This window comes from Pedobacter sp. MR2016-19, assembly GCF_014947265.1.
Classification (GTDB): Bacteria; Bacteroidota; Bacteroidia; order Sphingobacteriales; family Sphingobacteriaceae; genus Pedobacter.
In genome coordinates this window covers 1-22,623 of the sequence record NZ_JADCNK010000036.1, presented here as the reverse complement: position 1 = coordinate 22,623, position 22,623 = coordinate 1, and the positions used below count along the sequence as shown (strand labels likewise).

Annotated in this window: 19 protein-coding genes and 4 tRNA genes; 9 read left to right on the top strand and 14 right to left on the bottom strand. The window is 39.4% G+C overall.

The genetic code is table 11. The annotated features are described in order from the left end of the window. Positions 1-74: 74 nt before the first annotated feature. The 7 genes from IM793_RS24320 to IM793_RS24290 form a co-directional block, all read right to left on the bottom strand. Positions 75-1,016 (bottom strand): AraC family transcriptional regulator, encoded by a 942-nt coding sequence (locus tag IM793_RS24320; protein WP_132404382.1) that lies wholly within the window; start codon positions 1,014-1,016, stop codon positions 75-77. A 26-nt stretch (positions 1,017-1,042) separates the two neighbouring features. Then, positions 1,043-2,143, bottom strand: a complete 1,101-nt coding sequence (locus tag IM793_RS24315) for an efflux RND transporter periplasmic adaptor subunit (RefSeq protein WP_193426052.1) — start codon at positions 2,141-2,143, stop codon at positions 1,043-1,045. A gap of 13 nt (positions 2,144-2,156) precedes the next feature. Next, on the bottom strand, positions 2,157-5,441 hold the full coding sequence (locus IM793_RS24310) for an efflux RND transporter permease subunit (protein ID WP_193426050.1): 3,285 nt from the start codon (positions 5,439-5,441) through the stop codon (positions 2,157-2,159). Positions 5,442-5,454: 13 nt separating this feature from the next. Continuing rightward, entirely contained in the window at positions 5,455-6,846 is a 1,392-nt protein-coding gene (locus IM793_RS24305) for a TolC family protein (protein WP_193426048.1), read from the bottom strand. Positions 6,847-7,190: 344 nt separating this feature from the next. Further along, positions 7,191-7,610, bottom strand: a complete 420-nt coding sequence (locus IM793_RS24300) for an SRPBCC family protein (protein WP_193426046.1) — start codon at positions 7,608-7,610, stop codon at positions 7,191-7,193. 221 nt (positions 7,611-7,831) lie between these two features. Further along, positions 7,832-8,350: a protease gene (locus IM793_RS24295; RefSeq protein WP_193426044.1), complete on the bottom strand. Its 519-nt coding sequence runs from the start codon at positions 8,348-8,350 to the stop codon at positions 7,832-7,834. A gap of 1,069 nt (positions 8,351-9,419) precedes the next feature. After that, entirely contained in the window at positions 9,420-10,511 is a 1,092-nt protein-coding gene (locus IM793_RS24290) for an AI-2E family transporter (protein ID WP_193426042.1), read from the bottom strand. Between the two features lie 184 nt (positions 10,512-10,695). Between IM793_RS24290 and IM793_RS24285 the strand changes: the two genes are divergently transcribed. Continuing rightward, positions 10,696-11,514, top strand: a complete 819-nt coding sequence (locus IM793_RS24285) for an alpha/beta hydrolase family protein (protein WP_193426040.1) — start codon at positions 10,696-10,698, stop codon at positions 11,512-11,514. A gap of 7 nt (positions 11,515-11,521) precedes the next feature. Here IM793_RS24285 and IM793_RS24280 read toward each other — a convergent pair whose 3' ends face one another. Continuing rightward, a complete protein-coding gene (locus tag IM793_RS24280) occupies positions 11,522-11,884 on the bottom strand; it encodes a PleD family two-component system response regulator (RefSeq protein WP_193426038.1) in 363 nt (120 codons plus the stop codon). Positions 11,885-12,239: 355 nt separating this feature from the next. Here IM793_RS24280 and IM793_RS24275 point away from each other — a divergent pair, with 355 nt between their 5' ends. Beyond that, positions 12,240-12,494, top strand: a complete 255-nt coding sequence (locus tag IM793_RS24275) for a hypothetical protein (protein ID WP_193426035.1) — start codon at positions 12,240-12,242, stop codon at positions 12,492-12,494. A gap of 455 nt (positions 12,495-12,949) precedes the next feature. After that, positions 12,950-13,921, top strand: coding sequence for an ROK family protein (locus IM793_RS24270; protein WP_193426033.1), 972 nt, complete (start codon positions 12,950-12,952; stop codon positions 13,919-13,921). A gap of 66 nt (positions 13,922-13,987) precedes the next feature. Here the strand turns inward: IM793_RS24270 and IM793_RS24265 are convergent, their stop codons facing one another. Then, the gene (locus IM793_RS24265) at positions 13,988-14,533 is read right to left on the bottom strand and encodes a lipocalin family protein (RefSeq protein WP_193426031.1); all 546 of its coding nucleotides are present in this window, start codon (positions 14,531-14,533) and stop codon (positions 13,988-13,990) included. A 531-nt stretch (positions 14,534-15,064) separates the two neighbouring features. Here IM793_RS24265 and IM793_RS24260 point away from each other — a divergent pair. The 4 genes from IM793_RS24260 (at position 15,065) to IM793_RS24245 (ending at position 17,951) form a co-directional block, all read left to right on the top strand. Next, positions 15,065-15,352: a hypothetical protein gene (locus IM793_RS24260; protein ID WP_193426029.1), complete on the top strand. Its 288-nt coding sequence runs from the start codon at positions 15,065-15,067 to the stop codon at positions 15,350-15,352. Between the two features lie 634 nt (positions 15,353-15,986). After that, the gene (locus tag IM793_RS24255; RefSeq protein ID WP_193426027.1) at positions 15,987-16,481 is read left to right on the top strand and encodes a hypothetical protein; all 495 of its coding nucleotides are present in this window, start codon (positions 15,987-15,989) and stop codon (positions 16,479-16,481) included. Positions 16,482-16,576: 95 nt separating this feature from the next. Continuing rightward, positions 16,577-17,650, top strand: coding sequence for a M4 family metallopeptidase (locus IM793_RS24250; RefSeq protein ID WP_193426024.1), 1,074 nt, complete (start codon positions 16,577-16,579; stop codon positions 17,648-17,650). 13 nt (positions 17,651-17,663) lie between these two features. Then, positions 17,664-17,951: a protealysin inhibitor emfourin gene (locus IM793_RS24245; protein ID WP_193426022.1), complete on the top strand. Its 288-nt coding sequence runs from the start codon at positions 17,664-17,666 to the stop codon at positions 17,949-17,951. A gap of 154 nt (positions 17,952-18,105) precedes the next feature. Here IM793_RS24245 and IM793_RS24240 read toward each other — a convergent pair. The 5 genes from IM793_RS24240 to IM793_RS24220 all read right to left on the bottom strand — a co-directional run bounded on the left by IM793_RS24240 (position 18,106) and on the right by IM793_RS24220 (position 19,386). Continuing rightward, positions 18,106-18,189, bottom strand: a tRNA-Leu gene (locus tag IM793_RS24240). Positions 18,190-18,259: 70 nt separating this feature from the next. Continuing rightward, a tRNA-Gly gene (locus IM793_RS24235) sits at positions 18,260-18,332 on the bottom strand. A gap of 242 nt (positions 18,333-18,574) precedes the next feature. Then, positions 18,575-18,658 (bottom strand) — tRNA-Leu (locus IM793_RS24230). A 69-nt stretch (positions 18,659-18,727) separates the two neighbouring features. After that, positions 18,728-18,803, bottom strand: a tRNA-Gly gene (locus IM793_RS24225). A gap of 94 nt (positions 18,804-18,897) precedes the next feature. After that, on the bottom strand, positions 18,898-19,386 hold the full coding sequence (locus tag IM793_RS24220) for a regulatory protein RecX (RefSeq protein WP_193426020.1): 489 nt from the start codon (positions 19,384-19,386) through the stop codon (positions 18,898-18,900). 61 nt (positions 19,387-19,447) lie between these two features. On the opposite strand from IM793_RS24220, the gene IM793_RS24215 reads away from it, so the two are divergent. Together IM793_RS24215 and IM793_RS24210 are read left to right on the top strand one after the other, a co-directional pair. Further along, positions 19,448-21,907 (top strand): bifunctional UDP-N-acetylmuramoyl-tripeptide:D-alanyl-D-alanine ligase/alanine racemase, encoded by a 2,460-nt coding sequence (locus IM793_RS24215; protein ID WP_193426018.1) that lies wholly within the window; start codon positions 19,448-19,450, stop codon positions 21,905-21,907. Between the two features lie 99 nt (positions 21,908-22,006). Beyond that, the gene (locus IM793_RS24210; protein WP_193426017.1) at positions 22,007-22,597 is read left to right on the top strand and encodes a DUF502 domain-containing protein; all 591 of its coding nucleotides are present in this window, start codon (positions 22,007-22,009) and stop codon (positions 22,595-22,597) included. The last annotated feature ends 26 nt before the right edge of the window (positions 22,598-22,623 follow it).

Below are 22,623 nucleotides of genomic sequence, written 5' to 3'. Positions count from 1 at the left end.
CGCTACGACATGCGATCATTTTTATAGGATCTTAGCGAGACGCTAAGACCAGATTGCGTCTAGATGAAGATTAATCAATTAGCCCTAAAAACCTTTGGGGTACATTGCATCTGACGTTTAAAAAATATGTTGAAATTTGCCGGGTATTCAAAACCCAAACAATAGGCGATCTGTGCAATATTCCATTCGGTATGTTTCAGCAAGGCTACGGCTTCGGTAGCGATTCTTCTCGAAATGTGCTCAGAAGTAGTTTTTCCAGTCACTTCTTTTACGGCATGGTTTAAGTGATTTACGTGTACCAATAAGCGGAAGGCAAAATCGTGGGCTGTTTTTAACTCCAGAATATGCTCCGTAGAACCAATTGGGAACTGCCTTTCCAATAATTCAATAAATAATGAAGTTAAACGCACAGATGCATTATTCTGTTTAAAAACAATGTCTTGTGGTTTAACTTTTAGTGCTTCGTGAACAATAAGCTGCACATAGTTTCTCAACAGGTCGTATTTATGGATATAATCGCCATCCATTTCTTTCATCATTTTAGTGAAGACATCTGTTAAAATAACTTCCTGTTCTTCGCTAATGTGAATTACCGGACTATCATTAATGCGCCACAATAAAGAATCGCGGAGGGTTTCATTACGGTTATGGATAAAGTTCTCTGTAAATAAACAGAAGAATCCGGCAGGTTTTGGAGAAGTACTTTCCCAAGAATATGGAATATTCGGATTGGTAAATAGTAATGCCCGTTCTTTAATTTCGATCTGCGCATCAGGGTAATGCAAAATTCCATTGCCAATGATCAGCGAAATTTTATAAAAATCTCTCCTGCTAAATGCAGATGGTACATTGGTACAAACATTACTCCGGTTAAAAACATTAAAGTGCCCGATGTCGTTAATCATTCCTAAACTTGGTGTAGGAATTTCTGGTCTGGTGATTTTTAGTTTATTGTAAAAATCCTCTAATGTTTCCTTTTTTTGAAGGGTAGAAAGCTCTTGATTTTTTGATAACATATTTTAAGTGCTTAATACAAGTAAAGTTATGGTTTAATCGTCATTCCTTCATGCATTTCCTCAGTCGGTTCTGCAACTAATTTGTCACCTTCTGATAAATCTCCAAAAACTTCGACTTTATCGTCGGTCTCCCTTCCTTTTTTAACAGCCACTTTAACAGCTTTATTATCGGCTACTTTTAATACAAATAATCCTTCGCTGGTATCCAGTAAAGATTTTTTAGAGATGATAAAGGTACTGGCATTGGCCGGTAAAGGAATGTTCACCTCTGCCACCATACCCGGTAATAAAACCTTTGAAGCATTTGGTACATCCATTTCAATACGTTCAGAACGTAAGCGTAGATCCAGGGCGCCTGATAAGCGTTTCACTTTGGCTTTAAAGGTTTGGCTGGGCAAAGATTTAACCGTAAAACTAATCTCGTCACCAGCTTTTAAATAACCGGTATAAACCTCGGGAATGGAAACAGCGAGGCGCAGGTTTTTCTGATCCTGTAAAGTAAACAAAGGTAAATCAGAACCTTTACCTGTCGGACCAACATAGGCACCTAAATTCACATTTCTGGCTGAGATAATTCCACTGAACGGTGCCCTGATGGTTAAATAATCCTGAACTGAACTCACCTCCTTATAGGCCGCTTTTGCTGCTTCGAGCTGTGCAAGGTCTGCATTTTTTTTGGCCATCGCCTGGTCCAGGTCGTTGGAAGAGATTGTTCCAGGCGTTTTACTGGTTTCGTACAAACGGTTGTAATTCGCTTTGCTGGCGGTATAAACCGCTTCCTGTGCTTTTATACGCGATTGTGTCGCTGCCAGTTGCGAATTCATTTCAGGTGCTTCCAGTGTCATTAATAACTGACCTTTGCTTACTTCTGTGCCGATATCAACTTTTAAGGTTTTTACAAAACTGCTTACTTTGGCGTATAAATCCACTTGCTGCAAAGCAATTAATTCGCCAGGTAAACTCAGTTTAGTGGATAGTTTCTCTTTTTTAAGGTCGAAGGTGGCTATCGCTGCTTCTTTTTCTTTCCTGGGTGCTACTTTCGATTCGGAGTGTCCACAGCCATACATAGCCGTTAGCACTAAAAATCCTGTACTTAATAATCCTGTTGAAAATATCTTCGTATTCATTTGTGATGATAATTTATTCGTTTTCTGGTAAACTTTTAATGTAATGGATGCTTTCTTCGTCTTCCGGATCAAGCGACATCGAGTTGGTGGTCTGTTTTCCCTGAACCCATGCAAATACCAATGGCAATATAATGAGTACGGCGAATGTTGAGGCCAGTAAACCACCAATAACCGCCCTGCCCAGCGGCGAAACGGCTCCTCCGCCTTCACCATGACCGATAGCCATTGGCAACATCCCTGCAATCATCGCGATACTCGTCATGATGATTGGGCGTAAACGTAATGCTGCAGCTTCGCGTGCCGATTCTAGTGCATTACCATTGTGTTTTCGTAGTTGCTCTGCATTGGTGATGAGCAATACCGCATTGGCAATAGATACCCCCACCGACATGATAATTCCCATGTACGATTGCAGGTTTAAGGTTGATCCGGTTATGGTTAATAACAATAATGAGCCTAAAATAACGGCCGGTACAGTGGCTAAAATAACCAATGGAACTTTAAAAGACTGGAAATTAGCGGCCAGCATCAGGAAAATTACCACAATGGCGACAAATAAACCAGATTGTAAGCTACCTAAAGTGTCTGTTAATACTTTACTTAAACCAATTGCGGTCACATTTAATCCCCTTGGCAGTTCGCCAACGTCCTTAATGGCCTTTTCCACATCTTTTGATGCCGTACCCAGGTCGGTATGGTAAAGGTTTGCCGTTACCGATAAAAAAGGCATAGCACCAATGTTGTCGTTTTCGCCAGCCGTGGTATCAGGCGTAATTTTCGCAACATCGCTCAATACTGGTCGTGCTGAATTTTTCAATAAAGGAATTTCGCCGATATCATCTTTACTGGTCATTTGATTCAGCGGTACCTGAACCTGCACACTATAAGGTAAAGATGCCTTTTCATCCAGCCAGACATTTTTATCCGTATAACGCGATGATGAAGTTGAGGCAATTAATGATCTTGAAATGTCGGCCATATCAACCCCGATCTGTGCTGCACGGGTTCTGTCGATATCGATATTTAAGGATGGATATTTAATCGGTTGTGCTAACTGAACATCGCGCATGTAAGAGATTTCCTTCAATTCTGCCAGGATTTTATTCGCATATTTTTCATTCAGCTTTTTGTTTTTGCCTGCTATACGCACTTCAACAGGGGTAGGAGAGCCTTGACTCAATACCTTATCCGTTAACTCTATCGGCTCGAAAGAAAGTTTAACATCAGGCAGTACTTTTTTGATTTTCTCTCTGAACTGATCCTTAAAATCGTCCATATCTTCTTCGAAGTCTTTTAAACTTACCTGGAAAACAGCTTCGTGCGGACCTGCCATAAACTGGTAGATCGGGTTTACCGAAAACTGGGCAGGGTGTTGACCAACGTAAACGGAAGAAATGCCCATATGCTCTTCGCCAACCATTTTTTTCAGCTCAGCTAATACCACATTTGCTTTTTCTTCGGTACGTTCTAAACGTGTTCCATCGGGTGCGCGTAAACGCAACTGGAACTGACTTGAGTTCACTCTTGGCAAAACATCGCGGCCAATATTAGCCAGTAATAGTGCCGCTAAACCGATAATGACCACCAAATAAACCAAAACAACAGATTTTCGGTAAGGCAGTATCCGGTCAAGGAAGCGCATAAAACGGTTACGGAACTTATCGAAGAAACCAATTTTACCATTGCCATTAAAATCTTCACGTTCAACCAGCACTCTTTTCTGGTTCAGGGTATCTTTTTCCGATTCGAGTGTAATGCCCGTTGCTGCAAAATCAGCTTCATCCTGCGTAATATCAGGGTGATGTTCACTGCCTTTTTTAGGATGTGCAATCATCAGCCAGTTGGCCATAATCGGTACGAATGTTTGCGATAAGAGGAATGAAACCACCATCGAAAAACCAATTGCCAATGCCAACGGTAAGAATAATGCCCCTGGGATCCCAGTCATGGTAAAAGCAGGTGCAAATACGGCAAGAATACAAAAGAGAATTAACAATTTCGGAAAAGCGATTTCTTTACAGGCATCCCAAATGGCCAGCGCCTTGGGTTTGCCCATGTCAAAATGCTGGTGGATATTTTCTATCGTTACTGTCGATTCATCTACCAAAATACCGATGGCCAAAGCCAATCCACTCAGCGTCATAATGTTGATCGTTTGTCCGAATAATTTCAGGAACAAGACACCAGCAATAATAGATGTTGGGATGGTGAGGATTACAATCAATGCCGCACGTTTATCACCCAGGAAAAGTAAAACCATCAGTCCTGTTAATATTGCACCGATAGCACCTTCGCTGATCAAACTTTTTACAGCATTGATTACATAAACAGATTGGTCGAATTCGTAAGAAAGTTTGACATCCTCTGGTAAGGTATTTTGGATGTTCGGTAGGTTTTTCTTTAAGTTTTTAACCACATCCCAGGTGGAAGCATCGCCGGATTTGGCAATACTTAAATATACCGAACGTTTGCCGTTGATTAAGGCATAACCTGCTACTAAATCGGCCCCGTCTTTAACGGTGGCTACATCGCGAAGTTGCAAATTTTGTACACTGCCTTTAAATAAGGGAATGTTCTCAAAATCTTTAACCTTTTTAATCGTATAATTGGTTGGTGTGATGTAGTTTTTATCGCCAATTCTTACATTTCCTGAAGGCGCAGTCTGGTTATTTAGCCTGATGGCTTCAACCACCTGGTCTACCGTTAGGTTATGGGAACGCAAAAGGGAGGGATTTACATTGATTTCTATCGTTCTCGGACTACCGCCAAAAGGGGCAGGGGAAAGCAAACCCGGTATAGCGGAAAAACTAGGGCGTACATAAGTATTGGCCAGATCCTGCAATTCGTTGTTGGTACGGATAGGGCTGCTTAATACCAATTGCCCAACCGGAAGGGACGAAGCATCAAAACGGATCACAAACGGTGGTTGCGAACCTGGCGGGAAAATGGCCTGGGCTCTCGTAGATAGCGCACTTAATTCTGCTGCTGCCTGGGCCATGTTGGTGCCTTCGTAATAGGTTAATTTCATTAACATTAAACCCTGTGTATTTTTGGTTTCGATACTTTTGATACCATTTGCAAAAAGCAGGATGTTAACATATTGTTTGCCGAAATAAGCCTCCATCTGGTCGGGTGTGTAACCGCCAAAAGGGTGGGCAATATAAATTACCGGAAGGTTCATTTGCGGAAGGATATCAACCTTGATCTGGTTGATGGCCCCAATACCGAAAAAGAACAGTCCAGCCACTAAAACTAAGATGGATATGGGTTTGCGGAGTGCGAAACGTATTAAATTCATTTATATAGCCAGATTAAAATTCGTTGATAAATATGTCGTAATTGCCTAATGCTGCCGATTTTAACAGCAGGGCCTGCCAAACATTGGTAAAGGCAATATCACGATCGGTTTCGGCACGGTTTAAGGTAAAAAGGGCCTGTGTAAGGTCGACCAATGTAGTAAGCCCGTTTTTATACAAAATGCTCCTTTGCAGATAGGCGTTAGATGCCGCTTTTACCTGAACGGGTGCTTCCCTGTAATTGGCCAAAGCATTGGTTAATTTAGTTTCAGCAAGGGCAAGCTGTGCTTTCAATTGTTGATCAACGAGGTTATATTCTTCTTTTAAGCCCTGACTAATGTATTCCTGCGCTCGTACCTGCGGACGGTTTTTAAGTAAGGTTGACAGGTTCCAGGTCATTCCTATGCCAATCAAATAGTTTCCGCGTGTGGGATTGATACCATCGGCATAACTGGTAGAATAGGCAGTCTGATCTAAAGCATAGCCTGGGCTGAAACCGGAACCACGGCCTTGCATCACACCGAATAAGGTAAACGTAGGGTAATATAATTTTCTGAAATAATTAACCTGTTGCTGGCTAACATCAACACGGTTTTGGTAAAACTTTAACAATGGATGCGAGCTTTTGATTACTGTATCTTCGAGCAGATTGCCAGGGATACGTGTAATTGAAGTAGTGTCTAGTTCGTATGAGGTTGCGGTTAATCCCATTAAAACGCCTAAACGGTTAGCTTGTTCCTGTTCCAAATCTTTAGCTTTAGTTAGCGCGATTCTGGCATTAGAAACTTCAGCTTTTGCGAAAGAAGAATCAACTCCCGCAATTAATCCGTTTTTAGCCCTGATTACGGCTGTGTTTTTAAAGGTAACAGCACGGTCAAGATTTTTCTGTTGCGATTTTGTTAACCTTTGCGCAGCCAGTAAATTTAAATAAGCAGCAGAAACACGGATTTCCTGTTGGAATTTTTCCTGTTCCAGGTCATTTTTGTCTCTCTGGTAGGCAGCGTCTGCAATTTTAATACGTTCTCTGATTTTTCCAAAAGTGAAAAAATCCCAGTTTACGTTGGCCAGGTAGAGCCCGCCAAACGCAGCATTCCAGTTTTGTTTGTCTAAAGCAGGACCAGAGGAAGCGGTTCCCAAACCACCTAGACCATATTGTGGTCCGTTTTGGCCGTTAATGGTACCATAATCTTGTTGGGCGCTTAAACTGAAGTTAGGTAGATACTCTCTTTTGGCCTGTTGAATCGATGATTTTGACGCATTGGCATAATTATCTTTGGCCTTAATGGTTCCATAATTGGTAATTGCAGTGTTTACGGCTTGCTTTAAACTTAGCATTTGAGCGCTTGCAGCAATAGAGAAACTAATAAATAATAATAGTGATGAATAAAATAAAGATATGCGTGGCATAGTGTATAATTTACACGGCAAATGTAAATTATGGCGGCAATTTCAAAGTATTCCGTTCAAATCAAAAATTATGCGAATCAAATAATAATAGAAATGTTACTTAACGACCAATGAAAACACCCTTTTGACTAATTTTTATTGATTATTTCTGATGTATGTATACAAATAAGATAAAAAGATTATAATAGATGGTGAGCGTAAAATCAAATTACAAAAGGATCGTCATTTCGAGCGTAGTGCAACGAAGCCAAGAACCCGAAGGTTCTGCGAAGCAAAATCCGTATCGAGGTAGATCTCTCCACTCCACTGCGTTCCGGTCGAGATGACGGCGTTTATTGAAAGTACTACCCCTCTTCAGTATAACTTTTAAAATTATCCAGAATGGCCTGCCATCCGCCACGTTGCATTTCGATGGGATTGGTCGATTCGGCATCGAAAGTTTCGGTTATCCTGGTTTGTTCGCTCAATGCATCAAAAGTAATGCTTACCGTTCTGCCATCTTCCATAGTATATTCGATTTTTTTATGCTGATTGACCGTGGTATAGGTGCCGCCAAAATCAAAACTCATGCTGCCATCTTTTGCTGCCATGGTACTTCTAAATTTACCACCAACTTTTAAATCATTTTCCGAATAAGGGGTATGCCAATCAGGTGAGGCAAAGGCCCATTTAGTAATGTGGTCTGGATTATTCCAAAATTCCCAAACTTTTTCTACTGGAGCATTTACTGTCGTTTCTACGGTGATCGATGTTTTATTTTCCATGTTTTGAAGGTGTTTAATTTTTTAATAAAATTATGGGAAATTTAACAACTCAGAAAGCGTAAATGCGACAAAATAGGGGGTAATATCCCACTGTTCTTCAGTTGAGTTTGTGCTTAGTGAAGTGGTAGTGCATATAAAAAAAATGCACACAGATAAGTACTGCGTGCAATCTCTATATGAATAATTCAGAAATGACTGAAAATAGGGCGACTAACTTAATATTAGTGCAAATCCGTATAAATAAAAGTAACCGTGTCTCTTGATACCAGGCCGCTCATATTTCCGCCTGTGTAAACTGCTTTATAGCTTGATCCTTTTTTTAGATCGTAAGCTTTAAGTAAATCGGCATTTGCAACAAGGCTATCACCTGGATTTACTTTGGTATAACTAGAGGCCGGAGGTGGCATAATCCTTTTGGCCATTGCACCTTTGTATGGGGCTTCTTCTCCTTTTTCATTGGTAATGCTTAAATAACTGCTCATTAAAGGCTCGAAGGGGGTATGCCAGATACAGAAGCTTTTGGTGCTATCGGTATTGTTATGTACTACAAACCTCAGCAGCAGTGGATCGCCAGTAGCTACATTGCCATTTATTTTTAGTTTAACCTCAAGCGAATCGGTTTTATCGGAGGTGGTTTGCGGCATACTGTCGCTTTTACCATTTGCGGTATTTCTGGTGGCCTCGCTGCAGGCAGAAAATAATACTAAAATTGCAGGGATAATTAATTTAATGTTTTTCATCGAAGTTTTTTTTAATAAGCAAATGAACGTTGATATTGTTTGAATTATTGAACTAAAACGATTAAGTGACGCAAGTATATTGAATTATTCGCAGATTGCAGTACGGCATATCGGGGTTTCATCCCGCTTTCCGTTTTACTTTGCCTGCGGCTTCGTGTTCACTACAGTGTTACTATTTTTGGCAGGGTGCTTACCTGCACAAGCCTTTGTTTATAAACCCGGTAGCAGCGGCAGCCCCCGATTCTTCATTGGGGCTATAGCGAATAACGGGGCTGCTGTTTCCGAAGAGCTACTGAACGATCGTTTTCAAAAAAATAATTACTAATCTGTGGCAAGCTTTTCTTTATATGGAGAGCAATTTGGTACTGTTATTCTTGTTTCTCCCCGCTTTCCGTTTTGCTTCGCGTCCACTCTAATCGGGTCTAGGTGGCCTAATTTGTAATAAGATTATAGGCTGGGTGGACAAGCATGAGGAATAATTTATTTCATAAAGGTCAATATGAATGAAGTGTATTTATTGAATTGATAGGAGGCGAGGAATCGTCATTGCGAGGAGGAACGACGAAGCAATCTTACAACGATCGCTACCAGTGTGTGCATTAAGATTATTCATTTTTGCATATGTTTTTAAAGGCATTCATGAGCTTAATCGTTCGGTTATCTTCGTGCCTAGCATCCGATAGCTATCGAATGACGACCATTCTATTGGAGTCTGTCAATGGTAGTGAGATATTTTTTATCGAATTATACTTTTATGTAGCAAGTCTTTGTTTAATAAACCCGGTAGCAGCGGCAGCCCCGATTTTTCATTGGGCTATAGCGAATAACGGGACTGCTGGTTCTGAAGAGCTACTGAACGATCGTTTTCAGAAAAAATAATTATTAATCTGTGGCAGGTTTTTCTTTATATGGAGAGCAATCTGGTACTGCTATTCTTGTTTCTCCCCGCTTTCCGTTTTGCTTCGCGTCCACTCTAATCGGGTCTAAGTGGCCCAGCCTGTAATAAGATTATAGGCTGGACGTGGTGGAAAACTGAACGATCGTTTCAAATAAAAATAGGTATGAAATATTAATCTGCAGCCAGTTTTTTCTTTCTCCTAAACCTTTTCACCTGCCCCATATGCTCTGTCGGGATATTATCTCCCAGTAATTTACCCCAGGGTTTAAGTCCGTCAATACGATCAAAGATTATTTTCATTACCGCAATAAATGGAATGGAAAGGAACATGCCAGGGATACCCCAAAGTGCAGCGCCCATCAATACAATTACGATAGAAATAAGGGCGTTGATCTGTACCTTGCTCGAAACAATGCGTGGTACAAGGATATTATTATCAATAAACTGAATCAGCGCATAAGCGCCTATAATTAAGAGTTGAGTAGTAAAACCATCCTTGGTTAAAGTAGCCATTAACACCGGTAAGGCAATTGCGATAATGCCGCCAATGTAAGGCAATAGGTTTAGTATTGCGCCGATAACGCCAATTAAAATGGCATTTGGTACGCCAAGGATAAGCAGGGCGGCAGAGTTCATTACGGCAACAATAGAAGTTTCGATCAATAAGCCTACAATATAACTTTGGATGGCCGCTTTCGTTTCGCCCAAAATTTCGGCAACTTTTTGTTTATTTTCTTCTGAAAATACTTCATAAATGAAGTTTAAAATGAGCGTTTTGTATAATAAAATTAGAAAAGTATAAACCGGGATCAGGAAAACCACACTTAAAACCCCCAACAAACCATTAAGTGTCTGGCCGATTAAGGCTTTACTTCCATTAGCTGCATCGTTAAGCATTTGCGTCTGCTTTTGTGTAGAAATGCCAAAGGTACCTTGTAACCAAGCCCTTATTTGCTCAAGCAACTGCGATAATTTTTGTTTAATGCTATCGAGGTCATCAAAAAAGTGCGCTACCTGTGATGACAAAAAATAGAGTACGGCCACCACTACCAGCAAACCAATGAGCATAGAAAGAATAATACTGACTATTTTGGGCATTTTTCTTTCGAAACGATTGGTTAATGGGTTTAGTAATATGGCAATCAGGGCGGCAAAAGCAAGGGGCACAAGAATATCTCTCAGCACACTCATTATAAATACCGTAATTACTAATCCTAAAAGAATTACAGGCGCTTTGATGTAAAATGGGTAGGTTTTAAGCATTTTTTAGATAAGTTAACCGTTCAACAACCTAAAAGGTAATCAAATTGTTTTAAAGTTTTTAGCCGTTTAAGGAGTAAGTAAGAAAGGTATCATTTTTTTTGGTCTCAACTCGCAGAAATGGCAAACAAGAGCCAAGTATTTTATAAATTTAACACCAGATTATAATCATGATTAAAAATTACCCATGAAAAATAGCTTTTTGATAACCGCCTGTTTGTTTTTGTTTAGCCATGTTTTAAGTGCTGCTGAGGTAGATACTGCTTTAACCTATAGCAAATCGATGAACAAAAGTATTAAAGCTGTGGTAATTAAGCCCGATAGTTATAAAACCGGAAAAAGATATCCGGTGGTGTATCTGCTCCATGGCGCAGGGGGGAACTATGCAGAATGGGTTAAAAAAGTACCTGGAATTAAAAACCTGGCCGATCAATATCAATTTATAGTGGTATGCCCTGATGGGAATGTAACCAGTTGGTATTTCGATAGTCCGGTAGACCCCGAATGGAAATACGAAACCTATGTGGCTAAAGAATTGGTGAGCTATGTAGACGAACATTATAAAACTATTGCTGAAAAAAAGGGCAGGGCCATAACGGGTTTAAGTATGGGCGGACACGGTGCATTATACCTGGCCATTAAGCATCAGGATGTTTACGGTGCAGTGGGTAGTATGAGTGGCGGTGTAGATATTAAACCTTTTCCAAATGGATGGAATATTTCAAAAAGGTTAGGACCGGAAGATGAATTTCCGGAGCGGTGGAAACAAAACAGCGTAATTGATATGATCTACCATATTAAACCTGGATCGCTTGCTATTGCCATTGAATGTGGTACGGAAGATTTTTTCTATAAAATGAATGTACGTTTGCATGATGAGCTCTCGTACAACAATATTCCCCATGATTTTACCACCAGGCCTGGTGTACACAACTGGGATTACTGGGCCAACGCGATTAAGTTTCAGAGTGTATTCTTAAGTAACTATTTTAACGCAAAGCCTTAAATATTGTTTAGGCAGCAAGTTGTGCACTTACTTTATTAATGAGGTTGTTGATATCGAATGGTTTAGCGATGAAATCGTTAGGATAACAAATAATGCCTTGCGTATCGTTTAAGTTATGGCTGGCCGAAATCATAATTACCGGAATGTGCAACATTAACCGGTCTGATTTGAGCAGATTGCAAAGATCCCGCCCATCCAGGGCACCTAGCATCACATCCAGCAAAATTAAATCTGGCTTAAATTCGCTAATCCGCTGCTTAAAATAACTAGCATCCATTAATCCATTTACCTGATAGCCTTCCAGACTTAAAATTAATTCTATAACCTCCAATATTTCCTGATTATCATCAACCACTAATATTTTTTTCATCTTCTCGTTCTCCATCAGGTTATTGTGATTGTATTAACATATTGTAAATAAATAACTTCTGATTGATTAACAAGGCCAAAGCTAAAAGGTTTCAATCTATTTTGATGAAAACACAACAGGGAGTTTTAAGTGGGACTATAATCCAGTCGAAAAAAAATAATTATCAGATTCGTATCTATTCCAGCCGTAGTAAAATCAAATGACGTAGTTATAATATTGTAACCTGCATTAAAATTAATACATCATTTTAAGTAAAAATTAACTTTTAGATTACATACAAAATAAAGACTTACCATATTTTTGACCGTTCTCGAAATCTTATTTATAAAACAGGAAACGAAGATTTAAAACCAAAATGAAATACTTAGTCAAAGAAATCAGTGACGGAAACTGCGATATTACTTTGTTGCCAGAAAACCTGAATGATAGAAATCTTTTAGCCGAAACTACGAAAGGCCATCAGCAAGATTATCAGGAAGCTATCCAATCGCATTATGAACATGCTTTAAAAAATGAAGTTCATGGTAATGCTGCATTTGTTTCTCTAAATAATGAAGAAAGCAATTATCCGAAAAGAGTAAATGTGAATTATCAGATTATTTTAAGCTAAATTAGCTTGTTTCACTGTGGCAAGGCTTTCTTTAATGGTAAAGAAGGCCTTTTTTGTTTATTTCTAATCTGTAATACAAATTTCTTCTCCATCCAATTACATAAAAAGCTTTTTTTATTGCATTAAGCTTTGAATATTTGATATTTGTTGATCATTATGAAATTAATGGCGTTAAAAGAGAAACACTTTTGTTAAATGACCATATTTGAATCTAATTAGAACATCATTCTTATTGCTTAGTATATTTGAAATAAATTGTGTTTTCTGGATGATACTTAGGCAAACACTAATTGATGCTAAAATAGTTAAGCGGAAACTTACAACCATGCACATACATTTTGTTTTTAGCCTGACTAACAAGCAAGAATATGCTGCTGATTAATAATAGAAATGCTGATCAAAAGAGCAGTCAATACATTAAGGCCACAGACAACTAAATTAAAAAACGCAAATAAATGATCACTTTAAACCACACCAATCTTGAACCCCAATATGCCATTGGGATTGATGTTGGCGGCTCTTCGCTCAAATGCGGTGTAGTAAACGAGCAAGGAGAAATTTTGTATTCCACGCTGATTCCGCTAAAAAAAGCAAAAACTCAGGGTTCAATCATCGCACTTATTGTGGAAGCGATCCAAACCTGCGCAGCAAAAGTGAAACATCCTGTTTTGGGTGTGGGAATAGGATTTCCTGGAACGATATACAATAATAGAATTATTGCCGGTGCCGATAATCTGCCGGGTTTTAAACAACTGGCCCTGGGCGAAATCCTGCAGGATGTAACCCGTTATAACGTTATTATGGATAACGATACCAATTTGATGGGGCTGGGTGAGATGTGCTATGGTGCTGCTAAAGATTGTGGTGATGTGGTTTTTCTTACCGTTGGTACAGGGATTGGGGGAGCTGTTATGATTGACAATAAACTCTATGGCGGATTTAGAAATAGAGGAACAGAATTGGGGCATATTATTGTAGAACATAATGGTTTAGCCTGTGTGTGTGGCATAAAGGGATGTTTGGAGGCCTATGCTTCAGTAACTGCATTATTAAAACATTATCAATTTATTCATCCGGGCATCCCCGAAACAGACGAAGTTGATGGTCGTTATATTATAGAAAAATACCTGGCTGGTGAAGAGTATGCCCTAAAAGCTATGGGTCAGCATTTCGATTACCTGGCAACAGGTATCACTAGTTTTATTAATATTTTTAGCCCTGAAAAAATTGTAATTGGAGGTGGCATAAGCGAATCTGGTGCCTTTTATGCGAGAGAAATAGAACGTAGGATCAAGACCTTAGCTGTTCCGGTATCATCAGGCAATGCCTTGGTTGTTCCGGCAAAATTGGGCAATAAAGCAGGTTTACTGGGCTGCGCAGCAAATGTTTTCCGAAAATTTAAAGCATTCGATTATGCAACGACTTAAATTGCGATAGAAGATTGGGAACATAAATATGGAATTTGCATCTGACAGATAAAAGCTTATTTGCCGCTATTCCTTATCCTGCACTGTCCAAACCAGGTCTTTCGTTTGGTACCCCAGATCATTTGCTTTTCTTAAGTAATCAGCCTTTACTGCATCTGGAATATATCTCGTCCGCGAAAGTATCCAAAGATAATCCAGGTTATTCCCGGCTATCAGGGCGTATTGGTAATCTCTGTCGATATCAATTACATTGTAACCGGCGTAAAACGGACCGAAAAAGGAGACTTTTAACCTTGCTTCGTCATCACTTTTCACAAATTTGGCTTTTCCAATGCTTTGTTTCCATTTGTTTTTTACCATGTCATACCCCTTATTGTCGACCTTGATAGACCCGTCATCATTTTTAGAATAGGTAGCAGTTACGTTCTTCAGGTTCTTTTCGAACTTGAAATCCATCCTGGCAATTTCGTACCAGGTACCCAGGTATTTATCCTTATTAAATGGCTTAACTGCTGATGCACCTTTAGGGATTGAAACCTTACAGCTTGCATAGGCCGCCGCTATGATCGCTAATGTTGCTAACAAAAGTGTATTCCTGTATTTTGTTGTCATTATGGTAATTTAAATAATTGCAACAATGGGGAGTCACAAATGTTTGGGCCTTAAGATAAGATTGATATTTATTCCGGTTCCATCAAGCTTTTTGAGAGGCATTTTTGGGCTGCAATAGATAACATGGTCTCAGTGTCTCATTCATTTTGCACGCCGCACAAACGAGCGGTACAGATTGGACATGTTTTTATGGCGTACCAGTATAATCTGTTGGCTATTCCAAGCGACCTGAAAGTGACTGTCTGGTAAACATAATCATTTGCCGTTTTTTTTTAAAAAGCCTAGTTTAAATAAAAAGGGTTGCCTTTTTGGAGCAACCCTTTTTATAATATGGGATAATCCCATCTGTACTCCCAAAAGTGCGAATTTCGGAATATTTCACAAGTGATTTACAATTATTAATCAATGCGATATTAAAAAGCCACTGGTAGACAGGGGAAAAAGATTTTTATCACGTCGTTTTTTATCTTATTCGATGTGCAATAAGTTTCTTTTTTCCTTTCCTTCCCATTTTCAGTCTACAGCTAATTAATGGAGCAAGTGAATTTAAGGACAGACCATTTAAAAGCTATTTTTAATTCAAAAATTAGATGCTGTAGTGCCATGATGGAAAAATCTATTGCAGGCTTAGATATTGTAGATGGACAACCGTATATATTGATCAAAGAAGCTCGGTTCAACGATGACCAGATGTTTGAATCAGCTGTGTCGGTATCGAAATACGAGCTTAATTCGACTTCGCTTGAAATTGAAAAGAAAGAGCAGATCACGGCAGCGACATTCTTTATTGAAATTACAACCCTGTTAGGATTAAGATAGGTACAGGTATTTTTTTTGCTAACTTTACACTTAGTGGATATGGAGTAGCACAGGGCACGAATCAGTTGACAGTAACAGAGGACAACATTGAGCAGAGTACAGCCATTCCAGCGACAATGATGAACTTCACATTTGACTTGGGCTCCCGAAGCCTATTGCCAGTGTTTCAATTAGGTATTGATCCCACCAAAAAAACGGTCATTTTTTCTTTTGGGCAGAGGTTTGGCCATCCCAATGACTAAGTTCGCAATAACGGCAGGCGGTATTTGGACATGGAATCAGTCATTAAATAAGCTTGCCTTGGGACAAACAATAGGTTCGACCACTAATCTTGAGAAAGACATCAGATATGAGTTCGACAGCAGTCCTAAAGGATGGTATTTAGGTTTTCAGTTAAATTTTTAAGGAGCGACTTGATTTTGACTATCAATTTGAACTAATTTTAATCGCATGTGATACACGGACATTGTGATCTGTAGTTTTTTGCAGATATGAAAAGATTTGATTTTTGCTATGTTTGTCAGTCAATTTAATTTGTAATTACTTGATTTTTAGTAATTAATATTATAAATTAGCTATGGCAAGTCCACTAGGGACCATGGGGAAAAGTGATCCTAACCTTAACATATTTTATATGAAAAACGTAATTGCATTGATTGGCTGGTTGTTATTGCTCTCAGGTTTGGCAGTATACCTATATGGCGTAACATTTGCTATTTTTTTTTCTACTAGCGTCGTTGAGAACGGAACTAAAGTCTTAAAGATACCGGATGCTCTGGAAACGGTAATAACAACCATCGGTGCCATATTACTCACAAATCTCGGTGCTATACTTGGCATTTCGATCATGAAGCCTAATGCCGCAATTGCGAAAATTGCGATGGTCGGAAAGGATATCGAACTTCCAGAATCCATAACGGTGCGTGAAAAAAATCAGATAGCGGGGGTGTTGTTCTATATTATTACATTAATCGCCTGCGGCGTGAAGTGGGCTTCAGCTACTTTTAAGGAAGTTCCAAATCCCGTTGTGGTGCTAATACCACAATATGGAAAGACACTTATTGGTATAATAACCGCTTACCTGGCATTTGTACTTGCTGTCAATTCCCGACCGTCAACAGTATCTTAGAACTTGAGTAAGCCACTAATTTGTTATATCTAACCATCAAGTTAAGGAGTAAGCTGAAAATCCGAAGAAGAGTAAGCATTGACCATTTAGATTTTATGCAAAAAAAAGCTAAAAAAATAAGTCATGACCACATTGGTTGTACTTGTTTTATTATCCCTGAAAAAGTATTGAAGAAATTTTCACATGATAAGGATCTGTCAGATCAGGAACGTAAGTTCTTTGCCGACGCCGCGAAGTTTGAAAGTGAATGGCGAAAAGGCCGTGATATGAGAACTGAGTTGGCGTTAACTGCTCAGAAGATCCTACCTAGCGGTCTCCAGGGACTACCTTTATTACCGCCTACTATTACGCTATTTGATTGCCAACAACATAATACCTTGCCAGGCGTAGCTATTTCGAGTCCTCAGACTTCTGCGGATCCAACATGCACCCGTGCATTCAACTACACTACCGCAGTTGCAAATTTTTATCAAACCGTTTTTGGGAGGCACTCGATAGACGATGCGGGTATGGCAATGATTTCATCCATTCATTATAGCGTGAACTATAATAACGCATTCTGGAATGGCGGACAAATGACTTATGGTGACGGCGATGGTAATATTTTTATAGATTTCACAAAAGGAAATGATGTTATCGCTCATGAACTGACTCATGGGGTAACGCAATATACATTAGGCCTCAATTATGCAAACGAGTCTGGTGGTCTAAATGAGAGCATCTCAGACGTTTTCGGCACGATGTTCCGGCAATGGGAGGCCAATCAGGATTTTACAACTGCTGATTGGTTGATTGGGAGTGACATTATGGGGCCAGGCGCTACATTACGAGGTTTTACCTGTTTGCGGGATATGGCCGCTCCGGGGGCTAAACATTGCCTTTCACCACAGCCAAATCATTATTCAAAGTATAAACCAGGAATGGATCCACATGAAAGCAGTGGAATTCCTAACTTTGCTTTCTATACGGCTGCCAAGACACTCGGAGGAAACAGTTGGCTAACGGCGGGCAAAATCTGGTATCAGGCTGTGGCAGGTTTTGGAACGTCGCCAAATATGACAATGAAACAATTTGCAAACCGAACAAGGTCTGTAGCGAAAAGTCTTTTTACTGGTCAAAAGTCAGTTATTTCAGCTATTGACAGCGCTTGGAAGTCGGTAGGATTATAAAACAAAATGGAAGATGGCGATTTTAAAGATTGAACGGATTGGTGGGTTTGCTGGATTTGGAGGCATTAATTCCCGTCTACAGAGTATTGGTGAGGTGAACACAAGTGACCTATCGTTAAATGATAAAAGGGCAATTGAAGATCTATTTGCATTTAGTAATACTAGTAATGGCAGTCTCAGCCCAGATACTTTCAGATATAAAATATCAAGAACAACATCCAAAGGCACAGAAAGTATTGAAGCAAGCGAAGATATGGTGCCCAACCTGATTAAGCAGTCTGTGAAAGATCAAATTATTTAGTGCCCGTATAAGACAGTTATTCTACCTAAAAAGTATGTTTATTGCAACGACAAATAGTTTTCATAGGATGATTTTAAGACAAACCTATACAGGATGAAAACACAAACGCCATTTCTGACATCAGAAATGGCGTTTGTGTTATAAGTCCTATCCGTACTCGGGGCGGGAATCGAACCCGCACGCCTTTGAAAGCACAGGATTTTAAGTCCTGCGTGTCTACCAGTTCCACCACCCGAGCATTAGCCTGTTCCGAAATCCTTCGGTAGGTTAACTTTAAAATAAATGCCTTCTGGCAGGAAGGCATTTAGAGCGAAAGACGAGATTCGAACTCGCGACCCCGACCTTGGCAAGGTCGTGCTCTACCAACTGAGCTACTTTCGCAAATTAATACATGTGTTGTATTCCTTTGGGGTTGCAAATATAGGAATTAAACTTTTCGAATCAAAAAAATAAAATAAATTTTTAAAATAAAATTGTTAATGCTTCAAAATCAATGAAATAAAATAAAGTCTTGGCGAGGAAGATCACAACCTTAAACTTTTCCATTCTAACTTTTTTGATTAATCCCTTTAAACAAAAAAAGCTTTCATCTCTGAAAGCTTTTTGTTCGATTTTTTTGTGTGTACTCGGGGCGGGAATCGAACCCGCACGCCTTTGAAAGCACAGGATTTTAAGTCCTGCGTGTCTACCAGTTCCACCACCCGAGCATTAGCCGCTGCCGATCTCCATCGGCTTGGTTAACTTTAAAATAAATGCCTTCTGGTAGGAAGGCATTTTGGAGCGAAAGACGAGATTCGAACTCGCGACCCCGACCTTGGCAAGGTCGTGCTCTACCAACTGAGCTACTTTCGCATTTACAAAACTGATGTTGTTGTTTCGTTTTGGTGATGCAAATATAGGCAGATTTATATTTCTGTCAAGAGATTTCTTGTTAAAAATTTAATATTTAATTTAAATTGCTGGCTTTCAGTACCAGTAAAATTAAATCAGTTTCAAAACCTTTTGCCTGAAGGTAGCTCATCAGCTTATTTTTTCGTTTGAACGCATCATTTTCAGCCAGACTTTCTGCTTTTTTAACCGCTAATTTTTCTATCGTCTGCAAATAATCATCTTCATCGATACTGTAAATTGCTTTTTGTAAAATTTTATCAGGAACACCTTTCAATTTTAAACCCTGTTTAATTTTAACCCGGCCCCAATGTTTAATGTTGAATTTGCCCGATGCATAACTTTTGGCAAACCTTTCTTCATTCAAAAAATTGTTGATGATCAGATCCGTAATAATTTCTTCCAGTTCATCTCCCCGCATGCCCCATTCTATCAGTTTGTACCGCACCTCTTTTTGTGAACGTTCCTGGTAAACGCAAAAACTTTCCGCTTTGGCCAAAGCTTGTTTTTTATCTAATAATACTGCTTCTTGTTTACCGCTTTTCATAATTAATTACTGAAATTCGTAAAAATAAAAGCGATTACCGTATTTTTCTGAATATAATACAATGCAAAATCCAATATATACCGTTGCCAGAATAGCCGAAATTTTAAATGCCGCTCCCAAATTAGTTGATGGTGAGGTGATTATTCGTTACCTGATAATTGATAGCCGTTCCGTTTTAGTGCCGGAAAATTCTATGTTTTTTGCGCTGTCTTCGCACCGCGATGGACACGAATTTATTAAAGATGCCTATGCAAAAGAAATCAGAAATTTTGTAATTACCGAAGCAAAATACATTCACGAATATCCAGACTGCAATTTTTTATTGGTAAATGATGCCTTGGAGGCGCTACAACAATTAAGTGCTTATCATCGGAATCAATTTAATTTAAAAACAATAGGTATTACGGGGAGCAACGGGAAAACTATTGTTAAAGAATGGTTATATCAGCTTTTGGCAACTGATTTTAATATTGTTAAAAGTCCGAAAAGTTATAATTCGCAAATAGGGGTGCCGCTTTCGGTTTGGCAGATTGAGGCTGATGATACCTTAGGCATTTTTGAGGCTGGTATTTCAGCGGTTAATGAGATGCAGCATTTAGCCGGAATTATCCGTCCTGAAATCGGAATCTTAACCAATATCGGCGAAGCACATGCGGAAGGATTCGGTTCTAAAAAAGAAAAACTCACAGAGAAACTGAAACTCTTTGTGGCGTCTGAACTATTTATTTACTCGCCAGAATACGTAACCGAAGTGCGTGCAAAAGATTTGCCCGGTAAGAAAAAGTTTAGCTGGAGCAGCAAGCAGGCTGCTGACCTGCAGATTACTACTGTTGAGCCCATTGAAGGGAATTGCTATTTAAGGGCCATTTATCAGAATATGGAAATAGAGTGTATGCTGCCTTTTAAAGATAAAGCCTCGATAGAAAATGGCATGATCTGCTGGGCAACCTTATTGGCTTTGGGTTATACACCAGAACAGGCCGATCTGCGTTTGGAAAAGCTGAGCCATGTAAGCATGCGTCTTGAACTGAAAAACGGTATTAATCAATGTTCCATCATAGACGATTCGTATAGTGCTGATATTTCTTCATTGGCTATAGCGCTGGATTTTTTAAATCAACAGAACCAGCATCCCAAGAAAACCGTTATCCTTTCCGAATTATTCGAAACCGGGAGAGACGATCTTGATTTATATACCGAAATAGCCGGATTGCTCTCGCAGAAAAAGGTAAACAGGTTAATTGGTATCGGAACACATATTTCGCATTACACCGATCTTTTTAATTTCGAAACCCAGTTTTTTGAGGATACCAATGCTTTTGTGGAGGCTTTTCCGGGTTTACAGTTTAACCACGAAACCATATTGGTAAAAGGAGCCAGGCGCTTTGAATTTGGACGCATCAGTAAACTGCTTACCCAAAAAATACACGACACAGTTTTAGAGATCGACCTGAATGCCATGGTAGGCAACCTGCAGTTTTACCGTTCCAAAATTAAGCCTGGCGTTAAAATCATGGCGATGGTGAAGGCTTTTTCGTATGGAAGCGGAAGTTTCGAAATCGCCAATTTATTGCAGTTCCACAAGGTAGATTACCTGGCAGTTGCTTATGCCGATGAAGGTATTGCTTTGAGAAAAGCCGGAATTACGCTACCCATTATGGTGATGAGTCCTGAAGAATCTGCTTTTGAAGCGATTATCAAACACAGGCTCGAACCTGAAATTTATAGTGTAGAGATTCTGAACAGCTTTTTAAATGCGCTATCCGATTATGATTTCGATTATCCCATCCACATTAAAATAGATAGCGGCATGCACCGCTTAGGTTTCGATCAAGCTGAAATGGATGCCTTATCTGATCTGCTAAAGGATTCGGCAAGGGTAAAAGTGCAGAGTATTTTTTCTCACTTAGTGGCTAGTGATGCTGCGGAACACGATGGATTTACACAACAACAGATTGAAAGATTTAAAACTATCGCTAATCAGTTGGTAAATGTTTTAGGTTATAAACCATTATTGCATATATCCAATACTTCCGGTATTTCACGCTGGCCCGAAGCGCAGATGGATATGGTTCGTTTAGGGATTGGTTTATATGGTTTCGATTCTGCTTTAGCCAATAACCGTGGTTTACAGACAGTAATGGTGCTTAAAACTACTGTTACGCAGGTGAAAACTTTGGAGGCAGGCGAAACCGTAGGTTACAGCAGAAAAGGTGTGATGCAAAATGGCGGAAAAATTGCCACTGTAAAAATTGGGTACGCCGATGGTTACACCAGGTATTTTGGCAATGGCGTAGGTAAAATGCTGGTTAATGGCCATTTAGTGCCGGTAATAGGCTCAATATGCATGGACATGACCATGTTGGATGTTTCAGGGATTGACGTTAAACCCGGAGATGAAGCCATCGTATTTAATCAGGAGCATACCATTATGGAGCTCGCCAAAGATATAAATACCATTCCTTATGAAATTTTAACCAATATCTCGCAAAGAGTTAAAAGGGTTTATTTTTATGAGTAAGAGCTATGCTAAATTGTTTAATTGATATATTGTTGGCTGTACAGCGTTAACAATTGAGCAATTAAATAATTCTAACCATATTTTTCCTAATTTTGCACCATGAATAAAGTCGGGAAAGCTATTTTAAACTATTTGATTAAAGGTTTATTAATTGTTGTGCCCATTGCCGTGAGTATTTTTATTGTGGTTTGGGCAGTTACAACAGTTGATAGCTGGTTAAATGTAAACAATATCTTAGGCGTAAATCCCAATACGGGCGAAAGCCGGAATATCCCTGGTTTAGGTTTGCTGACGGTTTTAGCCCTTATTTTGCTGGCCGGTATTTTTGTAACCAATTTGGTAACCGAACCGATGTACAATTGGTTTCAGCGGATGATGCAACGGTTGCCTTTGCTTAACTTTATCTATTCATCCATAAAAGATTTAACAGAGGCTTTTGTTGGCGATGAAAAGAAATTTAACCACCCGGTGCTGGTAGAAGTAGAGGGAGGCTTAAAAAAGATTGGCTTTTTAACGCAGAACGATCTGCATAAACTCAATCTGCCTGATGAAGTAGCTGTATATTTTCCACTTTCTTATTCTTTTGCAGGTCAGCTTTGTATTGTAAGAAGAGATAAGGTAACTGATTTGCAGATGACAGCAGCCGATGCTATGAAACTGGTGGTAAGTGGTGGTGTAAGCGGACTTTAACCATTTCTAATCTGGTCGTAGCGTCT

What these genes read in the sequence shown, in the direction of transcription:
- IM793_RS24250 (WP_193426024.1), top strand. Translation starts at nt 16,577, where the DNA reads ATGCAAAAAAAAGCTAAAAAAATAAGTCATGACCACATTGGTTGTACT.
- IM793_RS24280 (WP_193426038.1), bottom strand. Translation starts at nt 11,884, where the DNA reads ATGAAAAAAATATTAGTGGTTGATGATAATCAGGAAATATTGGAGGTT.
- IM793_RS24220 (WP_193426020.1), bottom strand. Translation starts at nt 19,386, where the DNA reads ATGAAAAGCGGTAAACAAGAAGCAGTATTATTAGATAAAAAACAAGCT.
- IM793_RS24315 (WP_193426052.1), bottom strand. Translation starts at nt 2,143, where the DNA reads ATGAATACGAAGATATTTTCAACAGGATTATTAAGTACAGGATTTTTA.
- IM793_RS24290 (WP_193426042.1), bottom strand. Translation starts at nt 10,511, where the DNA reads ATGCTTAAAACCTACCCATTTTACATCAAAGCGCCTGTAATTCTTTTA.
- IM793_RS24295 (WP_193426044.1), bottom strand. Translation starts at nt 8,350, where the DNA reads ATGAAAAACATTAAATTAATTATCCCTGCAATTTTAGTATTATTTTCT.
- IM793_RS24305 (WP_193426048.1), bottom strand. Translation starts at nt 6,846, where the DNA reads ATGCCACGCATATCTTTATTTTATTCATCACTATTATTATTTATTAGT.
- IM793_RS24285 (WP_193426040.1), top strand. Translation starts at nt 10,696, where the DNA reads ATGAAAAATAGCTTTTTGATAACCGCCTGTTTGTTTTTGTTTAGCCAT.
- IM793_RS24260 (WP_193426029.1), top strand. Translation starts at nt 15,065, where the DNA reads ATGGAGCAAGTGAATTTAAGGACAGACCATTTAAAAGCTATTTTTAAT.
- IM793_RS24320 (WP_132404382.1), bottom strand. Translation starts at nt 1,016, where the DNA reads ATGTTATCAAAAAATCAAGAGCTTTCTACCCTTCAAAAAAAGGAAACA.
- IM793_RS24215 (WP_193426018.1), top strand. Translation starts at nt 19,448, where the DNA reads ATGCAAAATCCAATATATACCGTTGCCAGAATAGCCGAAATTTTAAAT.
- IM793_RS24310 (WP_193426050.1), bottom strand. Translation starts at nt 5,441, where the DNA reads ATGAATTTAATACGTTTCGCACTCCGCAAACCCATATCCATCTTAGTT.
- IM793_RS24210 (WP_193426017.1), top strand. Translation starts at nt 22,007, where the DNA reads ATGAATAAAGTCGGGAAAGCTATTTTAAACTATTTGATTAAAGGTTTA.
- IM793_RS24245 (WP_193426022.1), top strand. Translation starts at nt 17,664, where the DNA reads ATGGCGATTTTAAAGATTGAACGGATTGGTGGGTTTGCTGGATTTGGA.
- IM793_RS24255 (WP_193426027.1), top strand. Translation starts at nt 15,987, where the DNA reads ATGAAAAACGTAATTGCATTGATTGGCTGGTTGTTATTGCTCTCAGGT.
- IM793_RS24275 (WP_193426035.1), top strand. Translation starts at nt 12,240, where the DNA reads ATGAAATACTTAGTCAAAGAAATCAGTGACGGAAACTGCGATATTACT.
- IM793_RS24265 (WP_193426031.1), bottom strand. Translation starts at nt 14,533, where the DNA reads ATGACAACAAAATACAGGAATACACTTTTGTTAGCAACATTAGCGATC.
- IM793_RS24270 (WP_193426033.1), top strand. Translation starts at nt 12,950, where the DNA reads ATGATCACTTTAAACCACACCAATCTTGAACCCCAATATGCCATTGGG.
- IM793_RS24300 (WP_193426046.1), bottom strand. Translation starts at nt 7,610, where the DNA reads ATGGAAAATAAAACATCGATCACCGTAGAAACGACAGTAAATGCTCCA.